We start from the raw sequence: 26,903 nt of genomic DNA on the forward strand, positions 1-26,903 counted from the left end.
AGCGACATTCTGTTCCCAGGGCCGAGAAAGCAACCATCGATATTGCGTGGAGCCCGATCGACACCATCGTTTGCGCGGCTGGAAGGGTCGGCCATGGCGATCGCCGGCCAGCTTATTCTGGTCGCAATGCTATACGGTCCTTCGGTGACCTTGTCAGCAATCCCTGCGACCTCGACGATGCGGCTTCTCGCACGCGCGGACTATCTCGAATGCAAGGCTGAGCTTCAAGCGGCACGCCAAGTTCCGATTTGGCAACAGCGCGGACCTTTTGCTTATACGAAAACCGTGAAGCGCGGCTATTATGATCGGGTGTTGAATTCGTGATCATCGAGCTTTTCGGACCGCCCGGTTCGGGCAAGACGACCTTTGCTCACGCCCTTGCCAAGCGCCTGTGCGAGGACGGATACCACGCTGAGGTTGCGCGGAGCTACCAGCCTGCCGAACGGGCGGGAACCCTCGACTTCGGAGTCTTTCTGTTCGTCGCGAGGATCGTCTCGGCGACGTTGTCCACGATGAAATTGGTTCTCTTTCCGCCAAACGGCATTGAGGACCTGTCGAAACCTCTGCTGATGGTCAGGGCAATTCCACCCAAAAGCGCACTTTGGCGCGCCCGCATCTGGCAGCAGCTGCTGAAAATGTCTTCTGTTTGGGATCAGGCCAAGTTCACCGAAGACATCGTGATCTTCGATGAGGGGTATGTTCAGGCAATCGGGTCGCTGGCATCGCTGAATGGAGCCGCGGGAAAAGCCGCCCTTGCAACGGCGCTGAACAACGTTCCTGTAGCTGATATCACCATTAGAGTCGTGGTGCCGCGGCCGATCGTTGCGACACGTTTGCGCCGGCGCATGGAACGCGAACCTCCCGCGGAACGCCTCTTTGAGGCCGATTTCGATGTAAATATGGGTTCCTTTGGTATCTTCAAAAAAATCAGCGAGCTGCTTTCCGTGTCCGGTCGCGAATTTATTTCGGTAGGCATTTCAAACGAGCCCACAACAATGAAAAGCATTCAGGACGTCGAGCGCAAGATCGTCGCCAAAATGATAGAATCCGGCGGCGGATCCCCAAACGTAACTTCAGCATTCGCAGTGGATAGCACCAACTGAGGCAGCGGTCCTGACTCCGGAAAGTCCGCGCGTCCCAGTGCGGTCGCGATCACTAAAGCGCGTCGCGCTGAAATGGATCCAGGCGACGCGCTTTAGGTCTTTGTTTTTATGCATGTCGTTTTCGCAAAACCGCTGCACACTTTTGCGCGACATGCATTAGCTCGAGAGTTGCCAAGGCTGATCGTTCCAACCGATGAGCGGGATAGGGGCAGGCGTGTCAAGAATTGTGCTGCTGGTTCGCAATCCAACGGTCTCATTCGGGCAGCCGGAGTGCTCGGCCGGGCAGCGTCATTCAGGTGAATGATGGCGAGGCGCGGTGTGCACCGTAAGCTCTTTGTCCCAATCCTCAGCCGCTTCTGGAATCGCGAGCCATGTCCCAAAGCGACTTTCTGAGATCCAGGGGGGGCCAATAGGAGCCGATCTTCCTCCAAACGCGATCGGCAAAATCGTCCGAGCGGCGGGTGGCGTATCGGCGATGGCGATTGTCGGGCAACTCATCCTCGTCGCCACGATTCCGATACTGGCCAGGCTCTATTCTCCCGCGGATTTCGGCCTCTTCACGATCTATCTTTCGGCCGTAAACATACTTGGCGCCGTCGCAGCACTGCGCTTCGAGCCTTCGCTGTACGGCGTCAAGGAAGCCGGACAGACCTATGTCACGGTCAAGCTAATTCTCCTGGCTGTGTTGGTGACCGGGGCGCTGACCTTCGCGGCCGGGCAGGTGCTTTCGAGCGTTACACCTGTCCAACTCAGACATCTGGTCTGGCTCGTTCCAATTGGGATGAGCGGCGCAGCACTCGTTGAAACGATGAACTGCTGGGCCTTGCGCGCGGGCTTGTTGCGTGACTTCGCCGTCGGCCGTCTCATCTTGCCCGCGACCATGGCCTTGCTGCAGTTGGTTTTCGGCTTTGCCCGTCTGGGGGGGGAGGCGATGGTGCATGCGCACATCCTCAGCCAGTTCATCTTTCTCGCTTTCCTGGGCCTCCGCATTCTGAGTTGGAATGACCTGCATGGCATCGCCCGAGCGCCATGGCGGAGCGTCCTCGACAAGGCCAGGAGGGAATACAAGTTTCCGTTGTTCGACATCCCCGCGACCCTTGGCAGTTATGCCATCAACAATCTTCCGGCGATTCTCGTCGGTTCATTGTTCGGCGCGGCTTTCGCCGGTTACCTCGGTGTCGCAGCGCGGCTCGTAACTGGGCCTATCGTGCTGATCGCCACGCCGCTCAGCAACGTCTTCGTCGCCGAGGCGAACAAGACCAGCAATCGCGGCCATCTGCTTGGCATCGCGCGGGGCCTTCTGATACTTGCAGCTGGTCTCGCCGCATTGCCGATCCTGGCGCTCGGGCTGGCAGCCCCTTACCTTGTCGTTCCCCTCCTGGGCGAGGCCTGGATCCCGACCGCCCAGATCATGACCGCGCTGGCGTTCATGGGCGCCGTGCAGGCACTATCGACGCCACTCGGCGAGGTTCCCGCTCTGCTGCGCCGACAAGAAGTGCGGCTCGTCGTCGACGCCGCGCGGATGGTGCTCGTGTTTGGTCCGTTGCTCGCCGGCGCGAAGGCGGGTTGGGCGCCCATCGACGTCATCTATCTCATGGCGGCTGGCGGAACAGTCGGCTTTGCCCTCAGAGCCGCAGCCTCGGTCTACCTATTGAGGCGCAACGCAGAGCGGCCGACGTTGCCGAGCTCATATCATCGCGAGGAAAGAGCCCATGAAGCTCCTATTGAATAGCGGCGCGCGCTCTGAAGGGGCTATGCCACCAGCGGATTCCCCGGAGCGCAAAGAAGGTGAGGCAGGTTCGTCACGGCTCGGTCCGCGTGACATGAACGATGCCGCTCATTTTGCAGATGCCGCGGCACTGCGCCCGTTCATTTCAGTTGCCGTTCCAACCTTTCGCCGGCCCGACACCATTCGGCGCACTATTGACAGCATTGTGGGGCAAGACTTCTCGAACTGGGAACTTGTTGTCAGCGACGACGAGGGACGAGGGGGGACGAGTTGGCCCATCCTGCAAGAATATGCACGAACCGACCCTCGCATTCGAATCGTGGAAAATCACCGAGGTCGAGGGCAGGTGGAGAACACCAACAACGCCATGCTCGCCTGCAGGGGGAAGTGGATCAAGTTGCTGCATGACGACGACTGGCTGGCCCCGGGAGCCCTGAAGAGGTTTGCCGAGATTTCGATAAAATATCCGTCGGCGGCGTTCATGACCTGCGCAGCGCATGTCGTCGAGGAGAGCCGGGTGGTCATGCGCTCGGATCCACCAGAGCAAAACCGGGTTTCGCTCTATTCAAGCCAGCAGTGCCTGACGGACCTTTATCTGGTTCGCATGACCAGGAGCCTTGGCATCATACCGTCAACGCTCTTGATCAACGCTACGGTCATTCACGCCGGGTGCCTGATGCGCGCCCATAAATCGATCCCGGCCGGGGTCGACCAGTTGTTCTTCGTGGACCTTGCCCGTTGCGGAGATATGGTTGCCATCAATGAGGGCCTGATCTTCTACGACGCGACACGCCACCCCAGCATCACCACGACGAAGAGCTACGACGACGTGGACGAGGTAACCCTTGCCGTCAAGCAGCTCAACTGGGGTCTTATCGAGGACAGGAAGGGGCTGCCTGATCCCGAGACCCTTTTGCGTGCGCTGCGGGTCGCCCGCATCCCGGCCAGGCTCCGGTATCAGTCCTGGCGAACAACCATGCGGGATGCGCTGCAGATCCTTCGTCCATCGGTGATGAAAATAGCCAATCAATATGCTCGGGAATACCTCTTCAGGATACGCCGGACACTCGGGCCGTTGCAGACCCGCAAACGCTGAGCGCTATCGGTTGGGCGCGAGCTGGCAGGCCGCCCATCGCGAAGGCGCCGTCGGCGCCAACGGCCGGCGCTAGAGCAATTCCAGGAAAAGTGAAGTCGTCGCTTGTGTCTGGAGCGGCTCATCGTTTCACGAAAACGCCGAACCGCTGGCTATTTGTTTCCACGCAATTGCGGACGGAGGCTACGGCGAAGTCGCCGCGCCTAAAGCGCGTCGCGCTGAAATGGATCCAGGCGACGCACTTTAGGTCTTTTTTTTATGCATGTCGTTTTCGCAAAACCGCTGCACACTTTTGCGCGACATGCATTAAGCGTTTCGCACTTTTCCTGGAGTTGCCCTAAGGCAACACGGAAATCCGCCCTAAAAGAGCGACCAGTTCCGCCTGACGCTTCGTGTCCGTTTTCGCGAAGAGCGAGGCAAGCTGGGTGCGGATCGTCGTCCGGCTAAGCTGACAATGCTCGGCGATTTCCAGGGGGGCATCGCCTTTCGCCAAGCGCAATGCCAGATGCGTTTCGGCGCCGGTCAAGCCGAACATTTTCTGCAGCGTTTGAGGGTTCGGCCCGGATCTCGGCTGGCGGTCAAGGAGGGCGAGGATGATCGATCTGTCGGGAGTGACGATCCCTTCTTCGTTGAGGATAACCGGCCGGTCTCCAGCGCTGCGGATCACGATCCAGGACAACGTCCCGGGCATAAAATGAGCGGGCACGCTGGCGATCAAACTCCGCAGCGCCGCAGCCAGATCGCTGTGTCGATCCGGAGAATTCCCATAACTGTCAAGAATGGTTTCAGCGGCCGCGTTCCATTTGAGAACCCTCTTCGACTCGCTCAAAACAAGCCAGCCACAGCCTATGCGCTCGAGCATGCCGGTTATCGAATCGAGCCCCGGCCGCTCGCACCTGCTTACCGGAACCGGCCTGACCTTGCGGTCAGAGCCTTGAGCATAGACCGAGGTCTTTGGCCTGCCGCCAAAGCCCGCCTCCAACATGCTACGTTGCGCGCTGTATCGTGTGTCGTTCTGCCCATCGACCAGGTTCATTGACCACCCCTATCGCCCATCGCCGCTATCGGCGCCCTGACGCCAAGTCGCTGCTTCGACACAAGTGCGTCTTGACGATCGATAATCGGAAGGTTTGGCTGCTGATTCTCAATAGGCCGGGACGTTGGAGTGTGAAAGCGAGCAGACGTACTAGATTGCGCGTTCGACGGTCTAAGCTCGACGGGTTAAGCCGAAAGTAGTAGTTAGGTTGGATGAGGTGCTGAAAGAGGTCTAGTCCTGTCGCGAACTCATCTAGCGTCGACGGCCATACTGATCGCTACATTGCTCTTCGAGGCAAGGGTTTCCCTTACGGGTGCCGTTGACCCAGGTTTTCTCGAATTCATCCCGGCGATCGTTATCATTGCCTTCCTTGAGAACCGCTGGCTTGCGATCGCATCGACCCTTGTGATGGCGGCTGCCGGTTTGGGTGCCCGGATCGTCATGAATGGCCAGGCTTTTGCCGATGAATGGGTACGCGCCATTCTGCTTTTGCTTGCCGGCGGGATGATTGCCTTTCTTTTCGACCGTTCGAGGCAAAGCTTACGTGCGTCGCTGGACGTCAAGCTCGCAGCCGTCGAGGCTGCCGAGTCGCGTTACCGCCGGGTTTTTGAGCGAGCCGCCATGGGCTTTGCCACCGCCAACGACAAAGGTGAGGTGCTGCGATCGAACAGGCGCCTCGGTGCCTTGCTGGGCTACCCCGAGGATGACCTTGTTGGCCGGCAGATGGATGCGTTTGTCCATCCGGACGATCGTGACTTGTTCAAAAAGTCGCTGGCGGGGCTGAGTGCCGAGACGCCGTCGTCCGGCTCAGAAATGCGCCTGATCAGAAAGGATGGCAGCACGTTCTGGGCCCGGCTCACGCTTTCTTTGTCCGCGCCGGACACGTCGCCGCTCGACAGTCTGTTCATGGTCGTCGACGACATTACGGAACAACGATCGGCTCGTGAAGCGCTTGTGGCTCAGAGGGAGTGGCTGGACCTCGCGCTATCTGCCGGCAGGCTGGGCATGTGGCGAATAGAGTATGGCGAAAAGGTCATCTCGGGCTCAAACAAATTTTGGGAGATTTTAGGGCTGCAGCCGGCTGCGCTTCGTCCCTTGGGGGATATGTCGGCAATCGTACACCAAGCGGACTGGGCGAAAATCGCATCGCCTCCAAGGAAGGATCGTCCTGGAGCCAATTATGACGTTGAGGTCCGTATCAAGCGGCCGGACGGTCAAATCCGTTGGATCGCCTTGCGGGGACGCGAGGAAAACCAGAACGGCCGCAATCAACGGACTGGCATCGCAGCGGATTTGACCGAGCGACGGCAAACGACGCTGTTGCGTGCGGCGATCAGAAAGCAAGAAGGGCTGATGCTCGAACAGCGCCATAGGTCCAGCAACTTGTTTGCTGTCATCACGGCCATAGTGAAGATGGTCAATGCGCCGGACGGCAACCTCGTCAAATTCAAGGAAACGCTCATCGAGCGAATTCGCGCGCTCGAGGTGACGCATATGCTGCTCACGAACAGCGCCGATGCATCGTCCACCATTCATGATCTGGTCGCTCAGGAACTTCGGCCCTTCTCGGAAGCAGGCAAGACAACGGTTACGGGCCCGGAGATCAAGATTTCAGGCGGGGCGGCTGAGAGTTTTGCAATGATCGTCCACGAACTCACCACCAATTCGATAAAGCATGGGGTGCTCGGCGACTCGCACGGCAAGATCGAGGTGCGATGGGATTTCGTCTCAGGGAAGGCAGGCGACGAGGTCGTATTTGATTGGATCGAAACAGGGAGCAGACGCATCGCTCCGATCAAGCGCCAGGGCTTCGGATCAATGGTTCTGGGAGTCGACGGAGCACCCCTTTTAGGGCATTCCTCAAAATTCGAAATGCGGGAGGATGGGTTGCGGTACTCTCTCCGGCTGTCGCCGAAGGAGATCCAAGGCTAAGCGCGTCACGTTGAAACGGATTTGAGCGACGCGCTTTAAATCTTTGTTTTTATGCATGTCGTTTTCCCAAAACCGCTGCACACTTTTGGGCGACATGCATTGGTTCACATCGGCCCCAACCAGGTCTTGATCAAAACCGCCGCTTCCGTGCGATTTCGAACCCCCAGCTCCCGCATGATCGCGGCGGCATGAATCTTCGTCGTCGCCTCGGCGATATCGAGATCTCGCGCGATTTCCTTGTTCGAGTATCCTTCAGCCATCAGCCTCAGAACATCCTTCTGTCGCGACGTGAGCCTTTCCAGGGCGCCGGCACCGGCACTGTTCCCGTGCGGGATCTCCAACATGTGCTCTCGGCTCCCGGAGTTCCGGGACAGCAGCGCCGGCACGTAGATTCGACCTGAGAGGATTTCCTTGACCGCCAGCACGACCTCCTCATCGCTCTGCGATTTCACGATATAACCGTGCAGCCCCACCGAGAGAGCGGTCAGTATTTCGGATCGTGAATCGTTTCCGGAAACAATCGCAAACCGTGTGTCCGGATAGGTCGCCAGGACGTCGCCAAGCACTTCTTGAGTGAAGAGCCCCGGCATGTTGAGGTCAAGCATCGCGAGGCTGACGGGCTTGTGTTCGGCAAGAAGGCCAACGACGGCATCGAAACACGTCGCCTCAAAGATATCGACGCCATCAATGCCGGCGGTCAAAGCCAACCGCAGGCCACGCCGGTAGAGGCCGTGATCATCGGCGATGACGATCTTGTACATTTTACCCCAACGCACACACTGCCCATTGGGGGGCTAACGGCAATCGCCCAGAGCGTTGTTCTGCCCAATACGAATTCTGAGGCGATCCATAACCTGTGGTTAGCCGGTCCCCAACAATGCCCGCTTCACACTCAATCGCCAGTCTGATGTACCCATCCGGCGGCAGAAAAGCTTACTCCCCGTTTACCATGATTCAAGTCGGACCTTGGTCCGTCGGTGCCTGCGGGCGGACGAGCTTGGACGCCGAGCGACAAGTCTCGCCATCCGGGCTCCAATCCGTGCAGCTTTGAGCAGCGTCCGGAGCGCCATTCGAACGCACGACGACAGGCCACCGGCCACGGCGTAATTTCCCGGCCATGAAGTCGAGGCATGTCCGGCAGGCCATCGGTCGCGTTCATCCTGCCGGACGATAGGGTTGATCATTGGTCGTGTCGGCCGAGTACGCACGGAGGATCGTATGAAAGCGGTTATTCAATGCGGTGGAATGGGTACGCGGCTTCGGCCATTCACATCGGTATTGCCCAAACCTCTGATGCCGATCGGCGCCCGGCCGGTGCTTGAATTGCTGCTGAAATGGCTGCGGCGCAACGGCATCGAAAACGTCTATGTCACAACCGGCTACCTCGGCCATCTGATCCGCAGTGTCTGCGGCGACGGTTCGCAATGGAACCTCAAGATCCGCTACACCCAGGAGATGGAACCGCTCGGGACCATCGGCCCGCTCTCCTTGATCAGGGACGAACTGGATGAACCGTTTCTTGTCCTCAACGGCGACGTGCTCACCGACCTGAGCCTCAGTCGGTTCGTGGCGACGCACAAGGCGCACAACGATTTGGTCACGATCGCGACCGCTTCGCGTATCACCAAGATGGATTTCGGCGTCATCGACGAGGTCAACGACACAGTCCGGGTGTTCCGCGAGAAGCCTGCGCTCTCGCACCTGGTAAGCATGGGAATATATTGCATGAATCCAGGCGTTCTGCAGTTCATTCCATCGGGCATCCCCTTCGGGTTCGATGATCTCATGCTGCAAATGCTTCAAGATGGACAGGTCGTGCACGTCTACAAGCACGAAGGTCTCTGGCTGGACATCGGCCGCGTCGAGGATTTTCAGAAAGCGCAGGCGACATCCTGGGAGGAGCAGTCGGCATCCATCGAGGTCGCCGCCGCCGCGGCGTGAAGGCGCTTATCGACACACGTGAAAAATCACCGGGAGGTTGGGATGCTCTTGGTCAGTGCCCCCGTGCTGGGTGTACCAGAGAAGGCTGCTTTATCCAAAGTGATTGACAGCGGCTGGCTGACGATGGGCGAGCGTGTTCGAGCGTTTGAAGAGGCATTCGCCGCAATGCACGGCGTCGAAGACTGCGTCGCGGTGAACTCCTGCACCGCAGCGCTTCACCTGATCCTCTACGGACTTGGGATTGGACCCGGTGACGAGGTCCTGGTGCCTTCATTGACTTTCGTGGCGACCGTGAACGCGGTCCTTTATGTCGGTGCCACGCCAGTCTTCGTCGACATAGAATCCGAAGACGTGCCGCTGATGTCGGTCGCGGAAGCGGAGGCGCGCTGCACGCCCCGCACCCGGGCCGTGATCCTCGTCCATTTTGCAGGTTATCTTGCCAACAAGGAAGAATGGCAGACATTCGCAAACGTACGAGGCCTCTACATCATCGAGGACGCCGCGCATGCTCCCGGACTGAAGGAGGTGGGCACGTTTGGTGCCGGAGCGGCATTCAGCTTCTATGGCAACAAGAACATGACCACCGCCGAAGGTGGGGCGGTCGTCACGAGGGACCCCAACCTGCGTGAGACGATCCGCCAGGCCCGTGGGCACGGCATGACCACCGGAACCCGCCAGAGATTGAACAGCCGCACGCCGCAATATGACGTGACCATGCTGGGCTTCAACTACCGCATGGATGAAATGAGGGCCGCGATCGGTTTGGTTCAGCTGCGCAATCTGCAGGAGTGGAATGAGGTCAGGCGCATCCTCGTTGTGCTGTATCGGCGCCTTATCGCCATGCGCTGTCCGACCGTGACGATCCCGTTTTGCGAACCTCGCACCTCCGCCTATCACATCATGCCGATCCTCTTGCCTCGCTACGTCAACAGGCAAGATGTCATCGACGAGCTGCGTGCGCAGGGCATACAGACCACAATCCACTATCCTCCCGTGCATCAAATGACGCTGTATCGGGAGCGTTACCCAGGGGTCCACCTACCGCGTACCGAGGATTTCGCCGAGCGTGAGCTGACCATTCCACTCCATCCGCAGATCACATCTCCCGTCGCGGAGGCGGTCGTGGATGCCCTGGCATCAGCCCTCAATGGCGGCGCTCGGGCGGGGGCCGTCGCATGAATGCATTCGACCTGCCCATTCACCGGCCTGCAATGACACGCGCGCGCCACGGATTCGGCAGGCGCGCGATGGATATCATTGCCGCGTCCGTCGGCATCGTCGTCCTATCCCCGCTGATGCTGACAATTGCGCTCGTGCTGCTGCTCGAAGGCGGCCGGCCTGTGCTTTTCGTGCAGCCCCGCATAGGCGCCGGCGGCCGGCTCTTCCATATGTACAAGTTTCGAAAATTCGATCCGCGCTGCGATTCCGGCGGCCTCGCGCTGACCCTCGACAATGACCTGCGCATGACCGCTGTGGGCAGGATCCTCGCCCTCACCAAGTTCGATGAACTGCCGCAGTTGTGGAACGTCCTGAAAGGCGAAATGGCAATAGTCGGTCCGAGGCCGGAGAGCCTCGCTTTCGCCGAGTGTTTCAGGGACGGCTATGAAGCCGTTCTGCAATATAAGCCAGGATTGCTCGGCCCTGCTCAAATCATGTTCCGCCGCGAGGCCCTTTTCTATCCTCGCGGCATAGAGCCGACGCTTTTCTACAAGGAAGTCCTGTTCCCGGCAAAAGCCAGGATAGATCTCTCCTACTATGGCCGGCGAACGATGGCGTCGGACGCTGCACTCGTCATCCGCGGTGTCTTCGTTCTTCTTGGCCTTGGCTTGTCGCGTTCAATGGATAGGTGAGCGTTTCGCATGGTCGTCAGCGGCATTCGCAAGTCAGCGCTTGGGTGATGCGAGGGTTATATAGTCATGACCTACGAGGGAAAGAGAGTCCTGGTCACGGGCGCGGATGGATTCATCGGATCGCACCTGACCGAAGCGCTGGTTCGCGGCGGCGCTGACGTGACCGCATTGGCCCTCTATAACTCGTTCGACAGTCACGGGTGGCTGGATGATCTGCCGGACGATATCCGAAATCAGCTGAAACTCCTGCGCGGCGACGTTCGCGACAGCGCGTTCCTGAACAGGATCGTGCGTGGCCAAGCCGTTGTCTTTCATCTCGCGGCACTGATCGCCATTCCATATTCCTATGCGGCTGCCCAGTCATATGTGGAGACCAACGTTATGGGCACCGTCAACGTCCTGGAGGCGGCGCGCCAGTGGGACACCGAGCGTGTCGTGCACACCTCCACCAGCGAGGTCTACGGCACCGCCCTCAGCATGCCGATCAGCGAATCCCACCCGCTGCAGGGACAATCGCCATACTCGGCCTCCAAGATCGGAGCCGACATGATGGCGGAGTCCTATGCTCGATCCTTCGGCGTGCCCGTCGTCGTGCTGCGTCCCTTCAACACGTTCGGACCGCGACAGAGCGAACGGGCAATCGTGCCGACGATCATCAGGCAGGCCCTCGACCCGAAATGCCCAGCCATCATGGTGGGTGATACCAGCCCGGTCCGCGACCTCACCTTCGTCGAGGACACCGCGGCGGCCTTCCTCGCAGCCGGCTCGGCCGAACTCGAATTCGGCCATGCCTACAATGCCGGAAGCCAACGTGCGGTGACTATATCGGACGTGTTGGACCTGGTGCTCGACTTGAGCGGCTCCAACAAGCCGGTTCATCGCGACGAAGGGCGGCTGCGGCCGCAGAATTCCGAGGTCCGGGCGCTGCTGGCGGATTCGTCCCGGCTTGAGACCGCAACGGGATGGAGGGCGCAGACCGGTCTTCGCGAAGGCTTGGGCCGAACCATTGCGTGGTGGCGGACACGCCTCCGCGCGGGCCTTGTACGTCATGAGATGGGTTACATGACATGAGGCTTCCCCCGCTTGTTGCCGTGTTGCTGCTGGTTTGCGTTGCCGCGCTGCTGAACCTGCGGACGGCCGGCGGTCAAGGAAGCAACACATCCACCGGCTTCGTGGCGCCCGTGGGGATGGATCTGCCTGACTATCTTCGCCCAGCGACCGACCCGGCCTTCGGCACAAGCTTCGTTCGCATAACCAAGCCCGGGGTTCTTGGAAATGGTGTCGTTTGCGGTCCCAAATATTGCAGCCATCGCTATTCGAGCGCTCAAGCCTGGAACGCAGACCAGACATTGCTCCTCCTCGACAACGGCTGCAATGGAATGTGCTTTCTCGACGGGCATACCTATGTGGCGCTGTTCAGTCGTAAGAGAGGGGGAGAGTGCGAGTGGCACCCTCGAAACGCCGAGCTGATGATCTGCGTTCAAGGCCGGACGATTTCGACCTGGGCACCACGGACGAACCAGGAAGAGATCCTGTTCACCTCCACGGCGTATCACGATCTGCGATTCGGCCCATCGAAGGGCAATCCCAGCCGGGACGGTAGCCGCATCGCGGTCCGGGCGGTCCGCAAGGACGGCACGGACGTTGTTTTCGCCTATGATCTGAACCAGCGGCTGAAATTCCCAGACATCGACCTTGCTCAGGTTCCCGGAACGACCAGTTCCTGCACGATCTCCCCGCTCGGAGCGTATATCCTGTGCTTCCAGAACCTGGTGGACGGTACCGAGCAAAGAGCGATTTTCGCGGTTGACGGCACCTTGCGGCAGAGATGGACGGACCATCATCGGCCCGGTCACGGGGATCTGACGGTCGACGAGGACGGCAGCGAAGTCTATGTCGGCATCAGCAAATCCAGTCCAGACAAGTTCCAGATCATCAAGCGCAGGCTTTCGGACGGGAAGGCGACTTCGCTTACAGCTTACGGCCAGGCGGAACATGCATCGACCCGCGCCCTGGCCAGGGGCGATTGGGTATTCCTGAGCTATGGCGGCGATCCGGACGAGGTCTCGGCCAATCCGGGCTGGGCTCCCTATGCGCGAGAAGTCATCGCGCTCCGCATCGATGGCAGGGGCGCCATCCGTCGTATCGTGCAGACGCGAAACCCTCCCTCCGACTATTGGAGCGAGACGCATGCCTCGCCTTCTCCGGATGGCTCCCAGGTGATCTGGTCGAGCAACTGGGGCACGCCGGGCGGCCCGGTCTACGAGTTCGTCGCGCGCCTCGACTGGGGCGAACAACAAAATCCGAAGGAGGTTGTTGCCAATGACCGACCTTAGCCGGTTCTTCCTTGCGGTTCTTGCGGTCCTGGGCACCGCGCCGATGGCTGCCGCGGCCGATACATCGAGCGCCTACCGGATTTCACCGGGCGATACGGTCGAGATCGGGATAACCTCCATTCCCGACCGGACCCAGCGCGCGGTTGTCCAGATGGACGGCACGATCGTGCTTCCCGATGCCGGCGCGGTCTCGGTCGGCGGTCTGACGCCGCCCGAATTGCAGGCGCGCATGCAAACGATTCTGCCGACCAAGATCTTTCACATCCGCATGTCCGACGGCCGCGAACAGATGGCGGTCGTCAGGCCGAGCGACGTGACGGCGATCATCGCCGAGTATCGTCCCATCTATGTAACCGGCGATGTGCTTACACCGGGACAGCAGGCCTATCGTCCGCTCATGACCGTACGACAGGCGATCGCGGTGGCTGGCGGTTTCAGCCTCCTGCGGGCGCGGGGCAACCAGGCAGGACCGGATCCGACGGATCTCCGACGCGACTATGAGATGATCTGGGGAGAATACACCAGGGACTACTTCCACAGCGCGCGCCTGCGTGCCGAACTCGACAAACAGGCAAGCTTCGACATGCAGCCTCCGCAAGGATCGCCCCTTTCTCCCGCGCTCGCTGCGGGAATAGCGAAAGCCGAAGCGGAAGCGCTCAAGCTCTCCCTGGACAATTTCCAGCAAGAGCAGAGCTTTGTCGAAAAAGGCGCCAAGGATGCCGCCACGCAGGTCGAAGCGCTGCTGAAGCGCGCGCAGGATGAAGCGGACGGAGTGAAGGCCGATGAGGACGACCTGGAGCAGGTCACCAAGCTGTTCAAGGCCGGGAATCTGACGAACAACCGGCTCGCCGATGTTCGGCGCGCTGTCCTGCTTTCGTCCAGCCGGGCGCTGGAAACATCGGTCGAGCTCATGAGAACGCGGCGCCAGCAGGATGATTTTGCCAGGCAGCTCGAGCGCAACGAGAACCAAAGGCGTATCGGTTTGCTGAACGAATTGCGGGACACCGAGGTCCGGCTGGCCGACATCGGCACAAGACTTCGCGCCGCGAGCCAAAAGCTGCAGCCCCAGGGCGCAACCGCCGCGCCTTTGTCGATCGCCGGCGAAACCGTCAGGGCTCAGATGACGGTCATTCGCAAGATCGATGGGCAATGGCGCAAGGAACCTGCCGACGAAGACGCCGATGTGTCGCCTGGCGATACGATCGAGGTCAAGTTCAGCAGTGAACTCGAAAGCGCGGCGGTCCAGTAGGCTGTCGCTTCCGCAGCAACCGACCAACTCGATGTCTTTACGAGTGCAAGCCTTGAGCCAAGATATCAGCGTTACCGACGCCTACAGCAAAGGCAGCACGGCCTTCATGGGAATGGAGATGCTCGTCGCTCCCGGCTCACTGGTCCCGAGACCGGAGACCGAACTGCTTGGCACGACCGCGGTCGATGTCTTGCATCGAATGAACCTGCCGGCGCCGCGCGTCGTCGACATGTGCTGCGGCGCAGGCAATCTCGCCTGCGCCATCGCGCATCATGTTCCGGCCGCGAAGGTCTGGGCCAGCGATCTTACCGATGCGTGTGTCGAGGCAACACACCGCAATATCGTCCACCATGGGCTGGTCGGCAGGGTATCGGTCCTGAAGGGCGATTTGTTCGAAGCTCTATCCGCTTTGCTACATCAGGGCACGATCGACCTCATCGTGTGCAATCCGCCCTATATCTCGGAGAAACGGCTTGAAGGCGATCGCTCCCATCTGGTCGCTCTCGAGCCGCGCGAGGCTTTCGCGGCCGGGCCTTACGGCATCGCTATCCACATGCGCGTGGTGAAGGATGCCCTGCGGTATCTGCGGCCCGGCGGCGCCCTGCTGTTCGAGGTCGGCCTCGGTCAGGACCGCCAGGTCGCAAGCCTGATGGAGCGCAGCAGGGGCTACGAGGATATCGCCGCCGTCACCAACCTCGCCGGCGAGGCGCGCGTCGTGCTCGGATATGCAAAGCCGCAGCCCTGAGCAACTGGCAGGTCGGCTTCACCCCCTCTTTCGGGCGATGAACTGCGCTATTCCCTGGATGGAATCGAGGTTCTCAGGGAGGAGCTCACTGTCTTCGACGATGATGCCAAAGGTCTCTTCGATGAAGCCGATGACCTCGAGCACCCCGGTGGAATCGACGATGCCCTGATCGAGCAGCGATTCCGTGGCGCTGAGAGATTTCACGTCGGCGACGTAGAAGTTCGAGGCCAGGAAATCCCGAATTTGTTTCGTGTAAACGTCGCCCGCGGGCTTGGTTGCCAAAATCGAATCCATCCAATCCACCCTCCGATAAAAAGACAAATGCGATCCGCGCCGTTCAACAGGCGCTACGAAAGAGCTACCTTCTTGAGTTTTCCGGTGTCCGTCCTGGGCAGACTGGGCACGATGACGATCGACTTCGGGACCATGAAGTTTTCCAGCCGCTTCTGGCATTCCATCTGAAGCTGCTTCTCGCCGACGATCCGTCCCTGCTCGATCACGACGAACGCCTTCACCGCCTGGCCCAGAAGCTCGTCGGGGACACCGATCACCGCGGCCTCCTTCACGCCCGGAATGTTCACCAGCACGTTTTCGACTTCCTTCGGCGCAACCTTCTCGCCGCGGGATTTAATGATCTCGTCGCCGCGGCCGATGAAGTAGAGATAGCCCTCCGCGTCCATCCGGCAGTAGTCTCCGGTGTAGAGCACCTGCTCGCCCGGCAAGGGGCCAGGCTTGAGCTTCCTGGCGGTCGCTTCCGGTTTGCCCCAGTAACCCTTCATCACCGTCGCGCCACGGATGACAAGCTGTCCAACGGTTCCGGGCTCGACCCGCCTGTCGTTGTCGTCGACGATCCACATTTCCGTGTTCGGGATCGCAATCCCCACGCTCAGGGGCTTTCGCTCGAGATCTTCCGGCGGCAGGTAGGTGCAGCGCTTGCACTCGGTGAGGCCGTACATCGAATAGATTCGCGCGTCTGAAAACAGCTCCCTGAGCATGTTGATGTGCTTGAGCGGCAAGGCGGCCGCGGTGTTGGTGACATAGCGGATGCTCGAAAAGTCGTGGTCCTTCAGCGACTTGAGCTCCGAAAGCGAGGCGAAGATGGTGGGCACCCCGGGAAAGCCCGTAATCCTCTCGTCCTTGATGAGCTGAAGGATCTGCGCCGGAAAAGCGAAGGAACGTTCGAGGACAAGCCGAGCGCCGGTGCGGAAGGCCATCAGCATCTGATAGAGGCCGTAGTCGAAGGCGAGGGGCAGGACGTTGAGGATCACCTCATCTTCGCGAAGCTCCAGATATGACGCTATCGATGTGCATGCCGCCGTCATGTTGCGGTGTGTCAGCATCACTCCTTTGGGTTCGCCCGTGGACCCGGAGGTATAGATGATGGCGGCAAGATCGACGTCGATCGAACAGCGTGCCGGCGCGGCGAGAGCTCTTTCGGCGGCCGTTTCCCACCGCATCGCATGCGGCAGCCGGTTGAGTTCGTCGTCCTCGATCGGCCCCGATACGATCACCTTTCGCAGCGATCGGCAGTTGTGCGCCGGCCCACCGAACACCGAGCGCAAGTGCTGGTCCGTGATCAGCGCCGCCGGTCGGCAATCATTCAGGAGGTAGTCGAGCTTCTCGCTCTTTGTGAGCGGATTGACGATGCACACGACAGCGTTTGCCTTGAGCGCCGCCCAGAAGCCGACAACGGTCTCGAGCGTGTTGTCGGCGAAGATCATCACACGGTCGCTGCGTTGCACGCCGGCCGACACCAGACATTGCGCAAGCCCATTGGAGCGCTCGTCGATTTCGGCGTAGGTGACGCGTTGCCGATTGCAAACCAGCGCCACCTTATCGCCGAGCCGGCTGGCGGAGTGGATCAGATAGTCGTGCAGGAGCGGTACGGCACCATGGATCATGCTACCTCCCTTTCCCGATGCTCGTAGTCGACATCGATGCCGAGATCCGGCCTTGTCGCGCCGGCTGGACGGGTTGCGACAAATTGCTGATGCAGGAGTTGCGTCGACAGCACGCCCACCAGGGCCATGTTGTCGGAATTCGACATGTCGCCCTCGCCAACTCGGGCCTGGCACTTTCCAACCAGACGGGCAACCGATTGGGGATCGAAGACGCCCGCCGCCTGCAATGCTGTCTGGGACAGCGCTTCACGAATGTATGCCGGGGCGTCCGCGGCGAAGAAACTCAGCGCATTCGGCGCCCGGTAGGGCTGCTTCTTTCGGGCAACGACCTGGGGCGGCAGAATCGGCGCCGCGGCGCGCTTCAGCACGTGCTTCTCATCGAGGCCCCGCAGCTTGTAGGCGTCCGGAAGCGCATTGGCCAAGGCGACGACCTTGTCATCCAGGAAGGGGAAGCGGCCCTCGACGGAATGAGCCATCAGCATCCTGTCGCCTTGCGAAGAGAGCAGATAGCCCGACATCAGCGTCCGGATCTCCAGATATTGGTCCTGGGCGAGGGGGCTCCATCGCGGGAATTCGGCCGGCAATGTCGAGAGCAGTTCGGTCACCGCGTCGCGCCGTTCCGATGCGGCGCGCATATCCGGGCAGAACAGGCGTTTGATGGCGCTCGTCGTGCGCCAGCGCGTGTCATGCGCAAATCCGGCCACGGCGTGGGCCTGAATGTTGCGGCCGAAGAATTGCCTGGCCAGCGCCTGCTGATGAACCGGTGAGCGCGAGAGGTAGGGGTAGAGCCGTTCGAGCAGCCGGGCACGCCTTGTCGAAGCCGGCTGGCGTCCCCAGAAGCGGCGCACCTTGCCTTCGCGGAACAGGTCATAGCCGGCAAACATCTCGTCGGCGCCTTCGCCGGTCAGCACCACCTTGATGCCGTGTTCCCGCACCAGCCTCGACAGCAGGAAGAGTGGTGCCGGGGCGGTCCTGAGGATTGGCCGCTCGGTGTGGCGGATCACCTCGGGAAAGACCGCGGCGATGTCGCTGCGCGAAACGACTACCTCGTGGTGCTCGCTCCCGGTTCGGGCGGCGACGAGCCGCTGGAAATGGGTCTCGTCATACTCGGCATCCGCAAAACGCAGGGAGAAGGTTTGGAAACGCTCGCCGGCGAAGCGCCTTCCGAGCGCGGCGACAAGGGAGCTGTCGAGCCCGCCCGACAGATAGCAGCCAACCGGCACATCGGCCTGCACGATCCGCAACGCCGTCGCGGCTTCCAGCGCGACGCGCACCTCCTCGACCGCATCGTCCAGGGAGCCGCTGGATCGGTCGTGTTCCCGACCATGGATTTCCGGGAAGCGCGGTTGCCAGAAGGGATACTCGCGCGCCACGCCGTTCTCATAGAGGCGCACATGTCCAGGCGGGAGTTCGCGGATGCCCTGAAACACGCTCTGCGGAGGAACGACCGTCCACATGGTGAAGGTCTGATCGATGCCGGCCGGATCGAACGCGCGCGGGATCGCGGCATCGGCCGCGAAAATTGCCTTGACTTCGCTCGCAAAGAACATGCGGCCTCCATGCTCGCAGAAATGCAGCGGGCAAATGCCGTAGCGATCGCGCGACAATACCAGCCGGCCGGCAACCGGGTCCCAGATTGCCAGCGCCCATTGACCGTTCATACGCTCGAAGGCGGCCTGGCCCCATTCCTGATAGGCGTGCAGAACGACCTCGGTATCGCTGCGGGTGCGGAACCGATGACCGAGAGCGATCAGCCTGTCCCGCAGTTCGAGGTAGTTGAAAATCTCGCCGTTGAACACGACCCACATCAGGCCGTCAGCGTCGGCGAGGGGCTGCTGTCCATGTCGAAGATCGACGACCGACAAGCGGGCATGCGCCAGCCCTGCACGTCTGTCCCGGTAAAGTCCCCGCTCGTCCGGGCCGCGATGCGCAAGCGCGCCAGCCATGCGTATCAGTGCCTCGCGAGAAGGCGGTTCGGCGGTGGCGCTCAGCGCCAGTATTCCGGCGATCCCGCACATCCGGGTCAGCCCGCATCCATCGGGACGGACGGCAAGGGCCGGGCGTGCAGGTAACGTGCTGCCCGACGCTTGGCCTCGATATCCTTGTAGACCTTTTCGACCTGGCCGCCGGTAAGGCCCGCAGCCGCCGCGACCTCGTCCGCGCATACTCCATGGTTCACTCCATAGAGGCACAGATCCGTCAGGTGGTAAGGCAGTGCAAAATAGAATTCCTCCTGGCTCTGCGCCATGGAGAATGTGTCGGTGGTCGGAGGCCGGCGCCGGATTTCTTCGTCCACCCCGAGATGTTCCGCCAACTGGTAAACCTGCGTTTTGTAGAGGTGCACGATCGGCATCACGTCGGCGATGCCGTCGCCTTGCTTGACGAAAAAGCCCTGGTCGTATTCGAGCCGGTTCGGCGTTCCCGCTACCGCGTAGCCGAGGCGGTCCGCGTGATAGTACTCCGTCATCTTGCGGATGCGCTGCTTGTAGTTGGTCGCGGCGACGATCTGCAGATAGGCTGCCATGGGCAGCCGGACCGTGTTGACCTTGCCGTCACGATCCTGAACCGTGAGACGGGTGATGTTGAGGCCTTGGCTCTCCAGGACCGAGGTGAGCACCAGTTTGCATTTCCACCCTTCGTCATAGTCTGGAACGACGGAGCGGATGGCCTCGATTTGTCGACGATAGGCGCCGATGGCATCAAGCGCCGGGGCTATGTCTTCCACCAGGGTGTCGATGCCGAGCTGGGCCGCGATGACGCGCCCGAGCCTCAGCGAGTCCCCGGAGGAGTCCCGCTCCGGCATGAAGATTCCCAGGACCTTATCCCTTCCGAAGGCGCGCACGCACAACGATGCGACGACGGAACTATCGATGCCGCCTGACAGCCCGACCACCACACCGCGCCGACGAAGCGTGACCAGAACCTGCTCGCGCGTCGACGACGCGATGCGGTCTGCCTCCGCGGCGGCATCCAATGCCAGCACTTCCTTGGTGAACAGCGAGATCATGCCGGTTGGCCCTCCAATCGCAGAGATTCGGCTGGCGTATACGTTTGCAGGACGGCCTTTTCGATCAGTGGACGGTTGGTCGCGACATGAGGCTCCGCTACGAGATCGATGTGGGTACCGACGATCGGAATCACCTGCAGGTCGCGGAATACGCTGTCCCACCCGATGGTGCGGGACATGCCCGGACGAGCACAGCGAAACAGGGTGCCGGGGATCGAAAGCGCCGCTTTGGGTTCCTCCAGCCAGCGGAAGAAGGCCTGGGCCCGCAACACTTCCTGCAGCTCCAGCTTGATCCGGAAGCAGGCTCCATTGAACTGGCCGTCGGTGTAACGGTCGATCGCGCGAGCGAGACGAGTTTCGTAACCCATTCTGACCGCCATCTTCGCCAGAGCGCGGCAGGCGACGCGGTGGAACGAGATGCGGTTGGACCGTATCCGGCGCACCGTGCGGGTGACCGTCTCCCAGCGACGGCTGCGCTCGCCCTCAAGGCTCGTGTCGAGGATGCCGACGAACTTTACCGACCGTCCCGCCTTGAGCAGGCGCACGGCGACTTCCAGGGCAACTGCTCCACCGAGCGAATGGCCGAGAAGCCTGACATGGCCCGACGGCTGGGCGCGGTTGACCTGCTGGACTGCGGCATCCACCATGCTCGCCAGATCGTTCTGTCCCTTGAGGATCATTGCTAGACCTGGATATCTGATCGGCACGACCTTTGCGGTCTTGCTCATGGCAGAGGCGAAAGCGGCAAGGCTTGGTCCGTATCCGACGGACCCGGGAAACAGGAAAAGGAGCGGAGGATCATGCTCCGGTGCGGCTCTGCCCGGCGCGGCTGCTTGCGCCGCGACGACTGCCCTCACCATCTCTTCCGCGCTCATCCCCACGGTGAAGTTCTCAAGCCCGAGCTCCTGGCCGATCAGGGTCTCGATCTCCATCACGCAATGCAGCAGCTTGAGCGAATCTCCACCGGCCTCGTCCCACCTTCCTGCTGCTGCGCGCGTGTTGAGAACCTTGCCCCAGGCCTTTTGCACCACCTGACGCACTTTCAGGTCGCTGCCGGGACTTGGCAGATCGGCAATGGTGGTCGGCTTCCTGGCCAAAAGGTCCATCTTCCCGAGTTTCGCCAGGTCTATCTTTCCGCTGCCCAAGCGCGGAATCTCATCCACGCGATGAAGCCGCAGAGGGCGCAAGGGTGAGGGCAGCGCGTTTGCGATCAACTGGCGAAGGTCATCCACAAAATCCGGACCCGCGGGATCATTCGGGGTCGCGAATGCGACAAGTTCGGTTGCCTCCGTCACGATCGCCACGGCGTCCTGAACGGATGGGGCGGATCGCAGCACCCTCTCGAGCTCGGCCGGCTCGATGCGTCGACCATTGATCTTTATCTGCCGCCCCTTTCGGCCAATGATCCTCAATAGTCCGTGGCTATCCAATTGGACGAGGTCGCCGGTCGGGAAAATCCGCTCGCGCGGATTGTCAGCGTCCGCTTCGGCGGGGGCGACGGCGCCGTTCTCCCAATGCCCAAGGAGGACATACGGGCTTTTTATCACGAGCTCTCCCGTTTCACCGGGCGGGGCAGGACGCCCCTCCTCATTCACGATCGCAAATGCGATCCCCGGCAAGAGGCGTCCAACCGGCACGTCGATCTCGGCGTTCGGCGGCTCTGACGGCAGGAACCACTGCGAGCCTGTCGTTTCCGTGGACGAATAGCCGATCTGGACGAGGCATTGCGGCGGGACGGCTTTGCGCAGAAGGGCAATGTCGGTCCAAAGCACTCTCTCACCCCCGACGCGGGCCACTCTGAGCGAGCTGAACGTGTCGGCGGGAGCATCGGCCATGAGCGTGCGAAGCAAGGCGGGCACGAGGTAGGTGACGGTTGTGCCCTGGTCTTTGATCCTCGCGCGAACGCCGCGCAGGCCGATCGTTTCCAGCTCGACGAGGTGCAAGGTGGCGCCGGTGAGAATGGCCGCCAAAATCTCGCGACAGCCGGCTATCGTGGCCAGACCCGTCAGGGGAAGGAAAACATCCTCGGAATTGATGTGACATGCGTCGACATATTGTTGCACGCGCCAGAGCAAGCTGCGCTGGCTGTTGACGATGCCCTTGGGACGCCCGGTGCTGCCCGACGTGTAGAGAACGATCGCCGGCGCATCGACAGATGGTGATGGATGCGGCATGGCCGACAATTGATCGTCCGCCGCGGCATTTGCCGTAATGTCGATCCACTGGATTTCGGCAGCCAAATCTTCAGGCCGGCTTCCTGCGCCAAGGATGGCGGAGAGCTGCGCCGCGGATGCAATCTCGTTGATCCTGACGCTGGGATCCCTTGCATTGAGCGGGGCTGCAATCCTCCCCGCGGCAATGATCGCAAGCACCGCAACAATATACCAGACCGAAGCGGGCTGGCAGATTCCGACCGCCTTCCCTTCAGGGGCAAGGGCGGTGACACGGCGCGACCAAAGCTGGACGGCGGTATCGAGATTCGAGTAGCGAAGCTCATTCACGCCGTCATGGACGGCCACCTTCGAGGGGTAGCGCGCCGCAATTTCCCTGAGGTGAGCGTCGATCGAAACGTCTGCGAAGCCAGGCCCTAACGGCCGGTATGGGCGCCGGACCGGGCCCCCGTGATCCAGGTCATAATCGTGTACGCTTTCCCATCTGCAGGATGCCGGCAAATTAGAATTTTCAAAAAAAACCGTATCCGCCGCTGGTGCCTTCCAGTATGCCGGGAGCATGGCTTGCCTGAGCTAAAGTTGACGCCCGGTTATCGCTCTGCAGGGTGGCATTTTCATCAATCATTCTGATGATGCACAGGCATAGCCCGGCACAGCGCGATTGCGGCAGACGGCTATCTTTGCCTATCGCAGGTCGTAATGATCAATCGATCTAGTCCTCTGGTGTAAGGCTGGCCCTTGCGAAGCTGGGAGGCCGACCGCAATCCGCCTTTTCGTCACACAGAACTTCCGACTTTCCGGTCAAGCGGCCATCGCTGACCGTGCGAGAACCGCGGGAGCTGCGAAATTCGCCGTACTAATCTTCAGAAAAAAGTATGGCGGCTTCTCGCTAAGCGTTTGAAAATTATGGTGATCCCGACAGGAATCGAACCTGTGACCTACAGATTAGGAATCTGCCGCTCTATCCTACTGAGCTACGGGACCACGCGGCCAGACACATAGCCGCTTCGGGCCGGTTCGCCAAGAGGTGTTGCTCGCTGCCGAGCAACAACTTACTCCACGGCGCCGGCCGGGCGGCAGCGAGGTGGGCTCGCCGCCGTGCCGCAAAGGCGGTCAGGCGGCCAACGCGGCCTCCGCCAGCCTCACCCAATAGCTCATGCCATGCGGGATGACCTCGTCGTTGAAGTCATAGGCCGGATGGTGCAGGCCGGCGCTGTCGCCATTGCCGATGAAGATGAAGGCGCCGGGGCGCGCCTCCAGCATGTAGGAAAAATCCTCGCCGCCCATCACCGGCTGGATGGCGCGGTGGACATGCGCGTCGCCGGCGACGTCGGCGGCGATATCGCTGGCGAAAACCGTCTCTTCCGCATGGTTGAAGGTGACGGGATAGTTGGCGTCGTAGTCGACCTCGATCGTCGCGCCGAAGGCCGACGCAAGGCCGGCGCAGATGGCGCGCATGCGCTCTTCCGCTTTCCTGGCCACCTCTTTCTTCAGCGTGCGCACCGTGCCGGCGATCTCGGCCTGTTCCGGAATGACGTTGTAGGCATCGCCGGCGTGAAATTTCGTCACCGACACCACGACGGCCTCGACCGGATCGGTGTTGCGCGAGGCGATAGTCTGCAGAGCGCTGATCAACTGGCTGGCGACGACGATCGGGTCGATCGTGCCGTGCGGCATGGCCGCATGGCCGCCGTGCCCCTTGACGGTGATGGTGAATTCGGCGGTCGCCGCCATGATCGGGCCGGGCTTGATGGCGAACTCGCCGACCGGAAGGCCGGGCATGTTGTGCATGCCGAACACCTTCGAGATGCCGAAGCGCTCCATCATGCCGTCCTTGACCATCTCATTGCCGCCGCCGCCGCCTTCCTCGGCCGGCTGGAAGATCACCGCCACGGAACCGGCGAAATTGCGCGTCTCGGCCAAGTATTTTGCGGCGCCGAGCAGCATGGCGGTGTGGCCGTCATGGCCGCAGGCATGCATCTTGCCGGGGACTGTCGACGCATAGGGCTTGCCGGTGATCTCATTGATCGGCAACGCGTCCATGTCGGCGCGCAGCCCGATGGTCGGACCCTCGCCCTTGCGGCCGCGAATGATGCCGACGACACCGGTCTTGCCGAGCCCCGTCACGACCTCGTCGCAGCCGAAGGCCATCAGCTTGTCGGTGACGAAGCCGGCGGTCTGGAAGACGTCGAAATTCAACTCCGGCGTCCGGTGCAGATGGCGCCGCCAGCCGGCGACTTCTTCCTGCATTTCCGCGGCACGGTTGAGAATTGGCATAATCGGTCCATCTCTTTGTTGGGGCAGACGGCTCAGGTCCGCTGCCCGGCAATTGTGATTGCCTGGCGCTTTGCCATTTTGGCGTCACATAGGGTAAATAGCACGCACGAATGCGGTCCTGGGTCGAGGGTCGGTCCGCACCATGCTGGCTATCGCGTATCGAAATCTTACGGAGCCAGCGGCGACTACGGCAAGAGGCGATTTCGGAATAGATCATGCGGCAAGGGCATTTCCTCAACCTATTGCTGGCGGGCGGGCTGGCGCTGCCGATGCTCTGTGGCGCCGCGCGCGCCAATCCGGTGGTTCTCTTCGACTTGAAGAGCGGCAAGGTGCTGGAGCATCAGGATGCCTTCAAGCGCTGGTATCCGGCCTCGCTCAGCAAGCTGATGACGGCCTATGTGACGTTCCGGGCGATCGCCGCCGGCGAGGTCGCGCTCGATTCGCCGATCAAGGTGACGAAACATTCCGCCGGCGAGCCGCCGAGCAAGATGGGCTTCAAGCCAGGCTCGGTGATGCGGCTCGACAATGCGCTGAAGATGATGCTGGTCAAGTCGGCCAACGACATCGCCATGGCCGTCGGCGAGAACATCGGCGGTTCGCAGGAGGCCTTTGCCGACCGCATGAATGCCGAGGCCGCCAGACTCGGCATGACCGGCACGCATTTCGTCAATCCGAACGGGCTCTATTCGCCGGACCAGTATACGACCGCGCGCGACCTCGCCGTCCTGGTCACGGCGCTCCGCAACGACTTCCCGCAATATGCGCCATGGTTCTCCATCGAGGGACTTGCCGTCGGCAAGAAGGCGCTTCCCAACTACAATCTCCTGATCGGCCGCTACCCGGGCGCCGACGGCATGAAGACCGGCTTCGTCTGCTCCTCGGGCTTCAACATGATCGGCTCGGCGACGCGCAATGGCCGCACGCTGGTTGCCGTGGTGCTTGGCGAAAAATCCGCCATCAGCCGCGCCGAAGCCGCGGCGAAGCTGCTCGACCAGGGTTTTGATACGCCGGCCGCCGGCTCGACGACGCTGGCGGCGCTCAAGCCCTATGGCGACACGCTGTCGCCCAACGATCTGCATGACGAGATCTGCAAGAAGAAGACGAAAGAGGAGCAATCCGAGGCCGCCCCAACCGTCGACGCCAAGAACAAGCCGAAATCGCCTTATCAGGTGAAACTCGACCACCCAACGCTGATCGCGGTCGGCCTCGGCGGTGCCACCGGACCGGCGCCGAAGGCTTTCGTCGACCAAGCCGACCAGAACTACGCCGATGTGCCGCTGCCGACCTGGCGACCCGACAAGCCGCTGCCGGCCGACGCTGCGCCCGCCGCGACAGGAACGGCCGCTGCCGCCGTGCAGGGCGACCAGCCGGCCAAGGCCGCCAACTAGCCGGCGCGCAAGCGATGAACAGCGGCTTTCCCATTCCCGTCTCGGTGCTCACCGGCTTTCTCGGCGCCGGCAAGACGACACTGCTCAACCGGCTGCTCAAGGACCCGGCACTCGCCGACACGGCGGTCATCATCAACGAGCTCGGCGAGGTGGCGATCGACCATCTTCTGGTCGAGCAGGCCTCGGACGGCATCATCCAGCTTTCCGACGGCTGCCTCTGCTGCACGGTGCGCGGCGATCTCGTCGATACGCTGGCCGATCTCGTCGACCGGCTGCAGACCGGCCGTATCGCCCGGCTTGCGCGCGTCGTGGTCGAAACCACCGGCCTTGCCGATCCCGCGCCGGTGCTGCAGTCGATCATGGCGCATCCGGCGCTGGTGCAGGCTTTCCGGCTCGACGGCGTCATCACGCTGGTCGATGCCGTCAACGGCGAGGCGACCCTCAATGCTCATGTCGAGGCGGTGAAGCAGGCGGCGGTCGCCGACCGCATCGTGCTCACCAAGACCGACCTTGCCGAGGTAGGGGATGTCGGGGCCCTGCGGGCACGGCTCCATCAGATCAATCCGGGCGCGGCACTCCTCGACGTCAACGATGGCGGCACGGGCGTGGCGTCGCTGTTCAACTGCGGCCTCTACAATCCCGATACCAAGACCGCCGATGTGCGACGCTGGCTCGGCGAAGAGGCAGCGCATGACCACGGCCATCATCACCACGACGATGACCATGATCACAGCCACCATCATCACGACCACCGCCACGACAGCCGCGTGCGCTGCCACTCGCTCGTCCACGACGGACCGGTGCCGTTCTCGGCGATCGAGATGTTCCTCGATCTCTTACGCTCGACGCATGGTGAGAAGCTGCTGCGCATGAAGGGCGTCATCGAACTGATGGAAGATCCGTCACGGCCGCTGGTCGTTCACGGCGTGCAGAAGGTCCTGCATCCGACGGCAAGGCTGCCGGCCTGGCCGGACGGCCAGCGCGGCACCCGACTGGTGCTGATCACGCTCGATATGCCTGAAGACTATGTCCAGCGGCTGTTCGCCGCCTTCACCAATCGGCCATCGATCGATACGCCGGACCGGGCGGCGCTCGAAGCCAATCCGCTGGCGATCGCCGGACTGTGATTGGAAAGCCCGCTACTG

22 protein-coding genes and 1 tRNA gene are annotated in these 26,903 nt (G+C 61.4%); 14 read left to right on the forward strand and 9 right to left on the reverse strand.

Annotation, left to right across the window (positions count from 1 at the left end; translation table 11 throughout):
* Positions 1-93 precede the first annotated feature (93 nt).
* From EJ070_RS12475 to EJ070_RS12495, 4 genes are all read left to right on the forward strand, one after another.
* On the forward strand, positions 94-324 hold the full coding sequence (locus tag EJ070_RS12475) for a hypothetical protein (RefSeq protein ID WP_126091632.1): 231 nt from the start codon (positions 94-96) through the stop codon (positions 322-324).
* Positions 321-1,103 (forward strand): AAA family ATPase, encoded by a 783-nt coding sequence (locus EJ070_RS12480; protein WP_126091633.1) that lies wholly within the window; start codon positions 321-323, stop codon positions 1,101-1,103. The genes EJ070_RS12475 and EJ070_RS12480 overlap by 4 nt, the downstream gene beginning before the upstream one ends.
* A gap of 475 nt (positions 1,104-1,578) precedes the next feature.
* Entirely contained in the window at positions 1,579-2,835 is a 1,257-nt protein-coding gene (locus EJ070_RS12490; RefSeq protein WP_126091635.1) for a lipopolysaccharide biosynthesis protein, read from the forward strand.
* The gene (locus tag EJ070_RS12495; protein WP_245464861.1) at positions 2,816-3,928 is read left to right on the forward strand and encodes a glycosyltransferase family 2 protein; all 1,113 of its coding nucleotides are present in this window, start codon (positions 2,816-2,818) and stop codon (positions 3,926-3,928) included. Before EJ070_RS12490 ends, EJ070_RS12495 begins: the two co-directional genes overlap by 20 nt.
* A 334-nt stretch (positions 3,929-4,262) precedes the next feature.
* Here the strand turns inward: EJ070_RS12495 and EJ070_RS12500 are convergent, their stop codons facing one another.
* Complete coding sequence (locus tag EJ070_RS12500) at positions 4,263-4,961, reverse strand: helix-turn-helix transcriptional regulator (protein WP_126091636.1); 699 nt, start codon at positions 4,959-4,961, stop codon at positions 4,263-4,265.
* 282 nt (positions 4,962-5,243) lie between these two features.
* Between EJ070_RS12500 and EJ070_RS12505 the strand changes: the two genes are divergently transcribed.
* Positions 5,244-6,893: a PAS domain S-box protein gene (locus EJ070_RS12505; RefSeq protein ID WP_245464862.1), complete on the forward strand. Its 1,650-nt coding sequence runs from the start codon at positions 5,244-5,246 to the stop codon at positions 6,891-6,893.
* A gap of 104 nt (positions 6,894-6,997) precedes the next feature.
* On the opposite strand, the gene EJ070_RS12510 is transcribed toward EJ070_RS12505, so the two are convergent.
* Positions 6,998-7,654, reverse strand: a complete 657-nt coding sequence (locus tag EJ070_RS12510) for a response regulator transcription factor (protein ID WP_126091638.1) — start codon at positions 7,652-7,654, stop codon at positions 6,998-7,000.
* A gap of 457 nt (positions 7,655-8,111) precedes the next feature.
* On the opposite strand from EJ070_RS12510, the gene EJ070_RS12515 reads away from it, so the two are divergent.
* The 7 genes from EJ070_RS12515 (at position 8,112) to EJ070_RS12545 (ending at position 15,014) form a co-directional block, all read left to right on the forward strand.
* Positions 8,112-8,834, forward strand: coding sequence for an NDP-sugar synthase (locus EJ070_RS12515; RefSeq protein WP_126095724.1), 723 nt, complete (start codon positions 8,112-8,114; stop codon positions 8,832-8,834).
* Between the two features lie 42 nt (positions 8,835-8,876).
* Positions 8,877-10,013, forward strand: coding sequence for a DegT/DnrJ/EryC1/StrS aminotransferase family protein (locus tag EJ070_RS12520; RefSeq protein ID WP_126091639.1), 1,137 nt, complete (start codon positions 8,877-8,879; stop codon positions 10,011-10,013).
* Positions 10,014-10,081: 68 nt separating this feature from the next.
* Positions 10,082-10,684 (forward strand): sugar transferase, encoded by a 603-nt coding sequence (locus EJ070_RS12525; RefSeq protein ID WP_245464863.1) that lies wholly within the window; start codon positions 10,082-10,084, stop codon positions 10,682-10,684.
* Between the two features lie 66 nt (positions 10,685-10,750).
* The gene (locus tag EJ070_RS12530) at positions 10,751-11,755 is read left to right on the forward strand and encodes an SDR family NAD(P)-dependent oxidoreductase (RefSeq protein ID WP_126091641.1); all 1,005 of its coding nucleotides are present in this window, start codon (positions 10,751-10,753) and stop codon (positions 11,753-11,755) included.
* Positions 11,752-13,020 (forward strand): hypothetical protein, encoded by a 1,269-nt coding sequence (locus EJ070_RS12535; RefSeq protein ID WP_126091642.1) that lies wholly within the window; start codon positions 11,752-11,754, stop codon positions 13,018-13,020. Before EJ070_RS12530 ends, EJ070_RS12535 begins: the two co-directional genes overlap by 4 nt.
* Positions 13,007-14,269 (forward strand): polysaccharide biosynthesis/export family protein, encoded by a 1,263-nt coding sequence (locus EJ070_RS12540; RefSeq protein WP_126091643.1) that lies wholly within the window; start codon positions 13,007-13,009, stop codon positions 14,267-14,269. Before EJ070_RS12535 ends, EJ070_RS12540 begins: the two co-directional genes overlap by 14 nt.
* Positions 14,270-14,321: 52 nt before the next feature.
* A complete protein-coding gene (locus EJ070_RS12545) occupies positions 14,322-15,014 on the forward strand; it encodes a class I SAM-dependent methyltransferase (RefSeq protein WP_126091644.1) in 693 nt (230 codons plus the stop codon).
* Between the two features lie 18 nt (positions 15,015-15,032).
* Here EJ070_RS12545 and EJ070_RS12550 read toward each other — a convergent pair whose 3' ends face one another.
* The 7 genes from EJ070_RS12550 to EJ070_RS12580 all read right to left on the reverse strand — a co-directional run bounded on the left by EJ070_RS12550 (position 15,033) and on the right by EJ070_RS12580 (position 24,370).
* Positions 15,033-15,308, reverse strand: coding sequence for an acyl carrier protein (locus tag EJ070_RS12550; protein ID WP_126091645.1), 276 nt, complete (start codon positions 15,306-15,308; stop codon positions 15,033-15,035).
* Positions 15,309-15,361: 53 nt separating this feature from the next.
* Positions 15,362-16,915: an AMP-binding protein gene (locus EJ070_RS12555; protein ID WP_189350509.1), complete on the reverse strand. Its 1,554-nt coding sequence runs from the start codon at positions 16,913-16,915 to the stop codon at positions 15,362-15,364.
* Complete coding sequence (gene asnB, locus EJ070_RS12560; protein ID WP_126091646.1) at positions 16,912-18,933, reverse strand: asparagine synthase (glutamine-hydrolyzing); 2,022 nt, start codon at positions 18,931-18,933, stop codon at positions 16,912-16,914. Before asnB ends, EJ070_RS12555 begins: the two co-directional genes overlap by 4 nt.
* A 5-nt stretch (positions 18,934-18,938) precedes the next feature.
* Positions 18,939-19,922: an NAD(+) synthase gene (nadE, locus tag EJ070_RS12565; protein WP_189350511.1), complete on the reverse strand. Its 984-nt coding sequence runs from the start codon at positions 19,920-19,922 to the stop codon at positions 18,939-18,941.
* Positions 19,919-22,654 carry an AMP-binding protein gene (locus EJ070_RS12570; protein ID WP_126091647.1) on the reverse strand — a complete coding sequence of 912 codons (2,736 nt, stop codon included), beginning with the start codon at positions 22,652-22,654 and terminating at the stop codon, positions 19,919-19,921. The genes nadE and EJ070_RS12570 overlap by 4 nt, the downstream gene beginning before the upstream one ends.
* A gap of 346 nt (positions 22,655-23,000) precedes the next feature.
* Positions 23,001-23,077 (reverse strand) — tRNA-Arg (locus EJ070_RS12575).
* Positions 23,078-23,206: 129 nt separating this feature from the next.
* Positions 23,207-24,370: a M20 aminoacylase family protein gene (locus tag EJ070_RS12580; RefSeq protein WP_126091648.1), complete on the reverse strand. Its 1,164-nt coding sequence runs from the start codon at positions 24,368-24,370 to the stop codon at positions 23,207-23,209.
* Positions 24,371-24,585: 215 nt separating this feature from the next.
* Here EJ070_RS12580 and EJ070_RS12585 point away from each other — a divergent pair, with 215 nt between their 5' ends.
* Positions 24,586-25,758, forward strand: coding sequence for a D-alanyl-D-alanine carboxypeptidase family protein (locus EJ070_RS12585; RefSeq protein ID WP_126091649.1), 1,173 nt, complete (start codon positions 24,586-24,588; stop codon positions 25,756-25,758).
* A 14-nt stretch (positions 25,759-25,772) separates the two neighbouring features.
* A complete protein-coding gene (locus EJ070_RS12590) occupies positions 25,773-26,885 on the forward strand; it encodes a GTP-binding protein (RefSeq protein WP_126091650.1) in 1,113 nt (370 codons plus the stop codon).
* The last annotated feature ends 18 nt before the right edge of the window (positions 26,886-26,903 follow it).

The sequence above is a fragment of the Mesorhizobium sp. M1E.F.Ca.ET.045.02.1.1 genome (assembly GCF_003952485.1).
GTDB lineage: Bacteria > Pseudomonadota > Alphaproteobacteria > Rhizobiales > Rhizobiaceae > Mesorhizobium.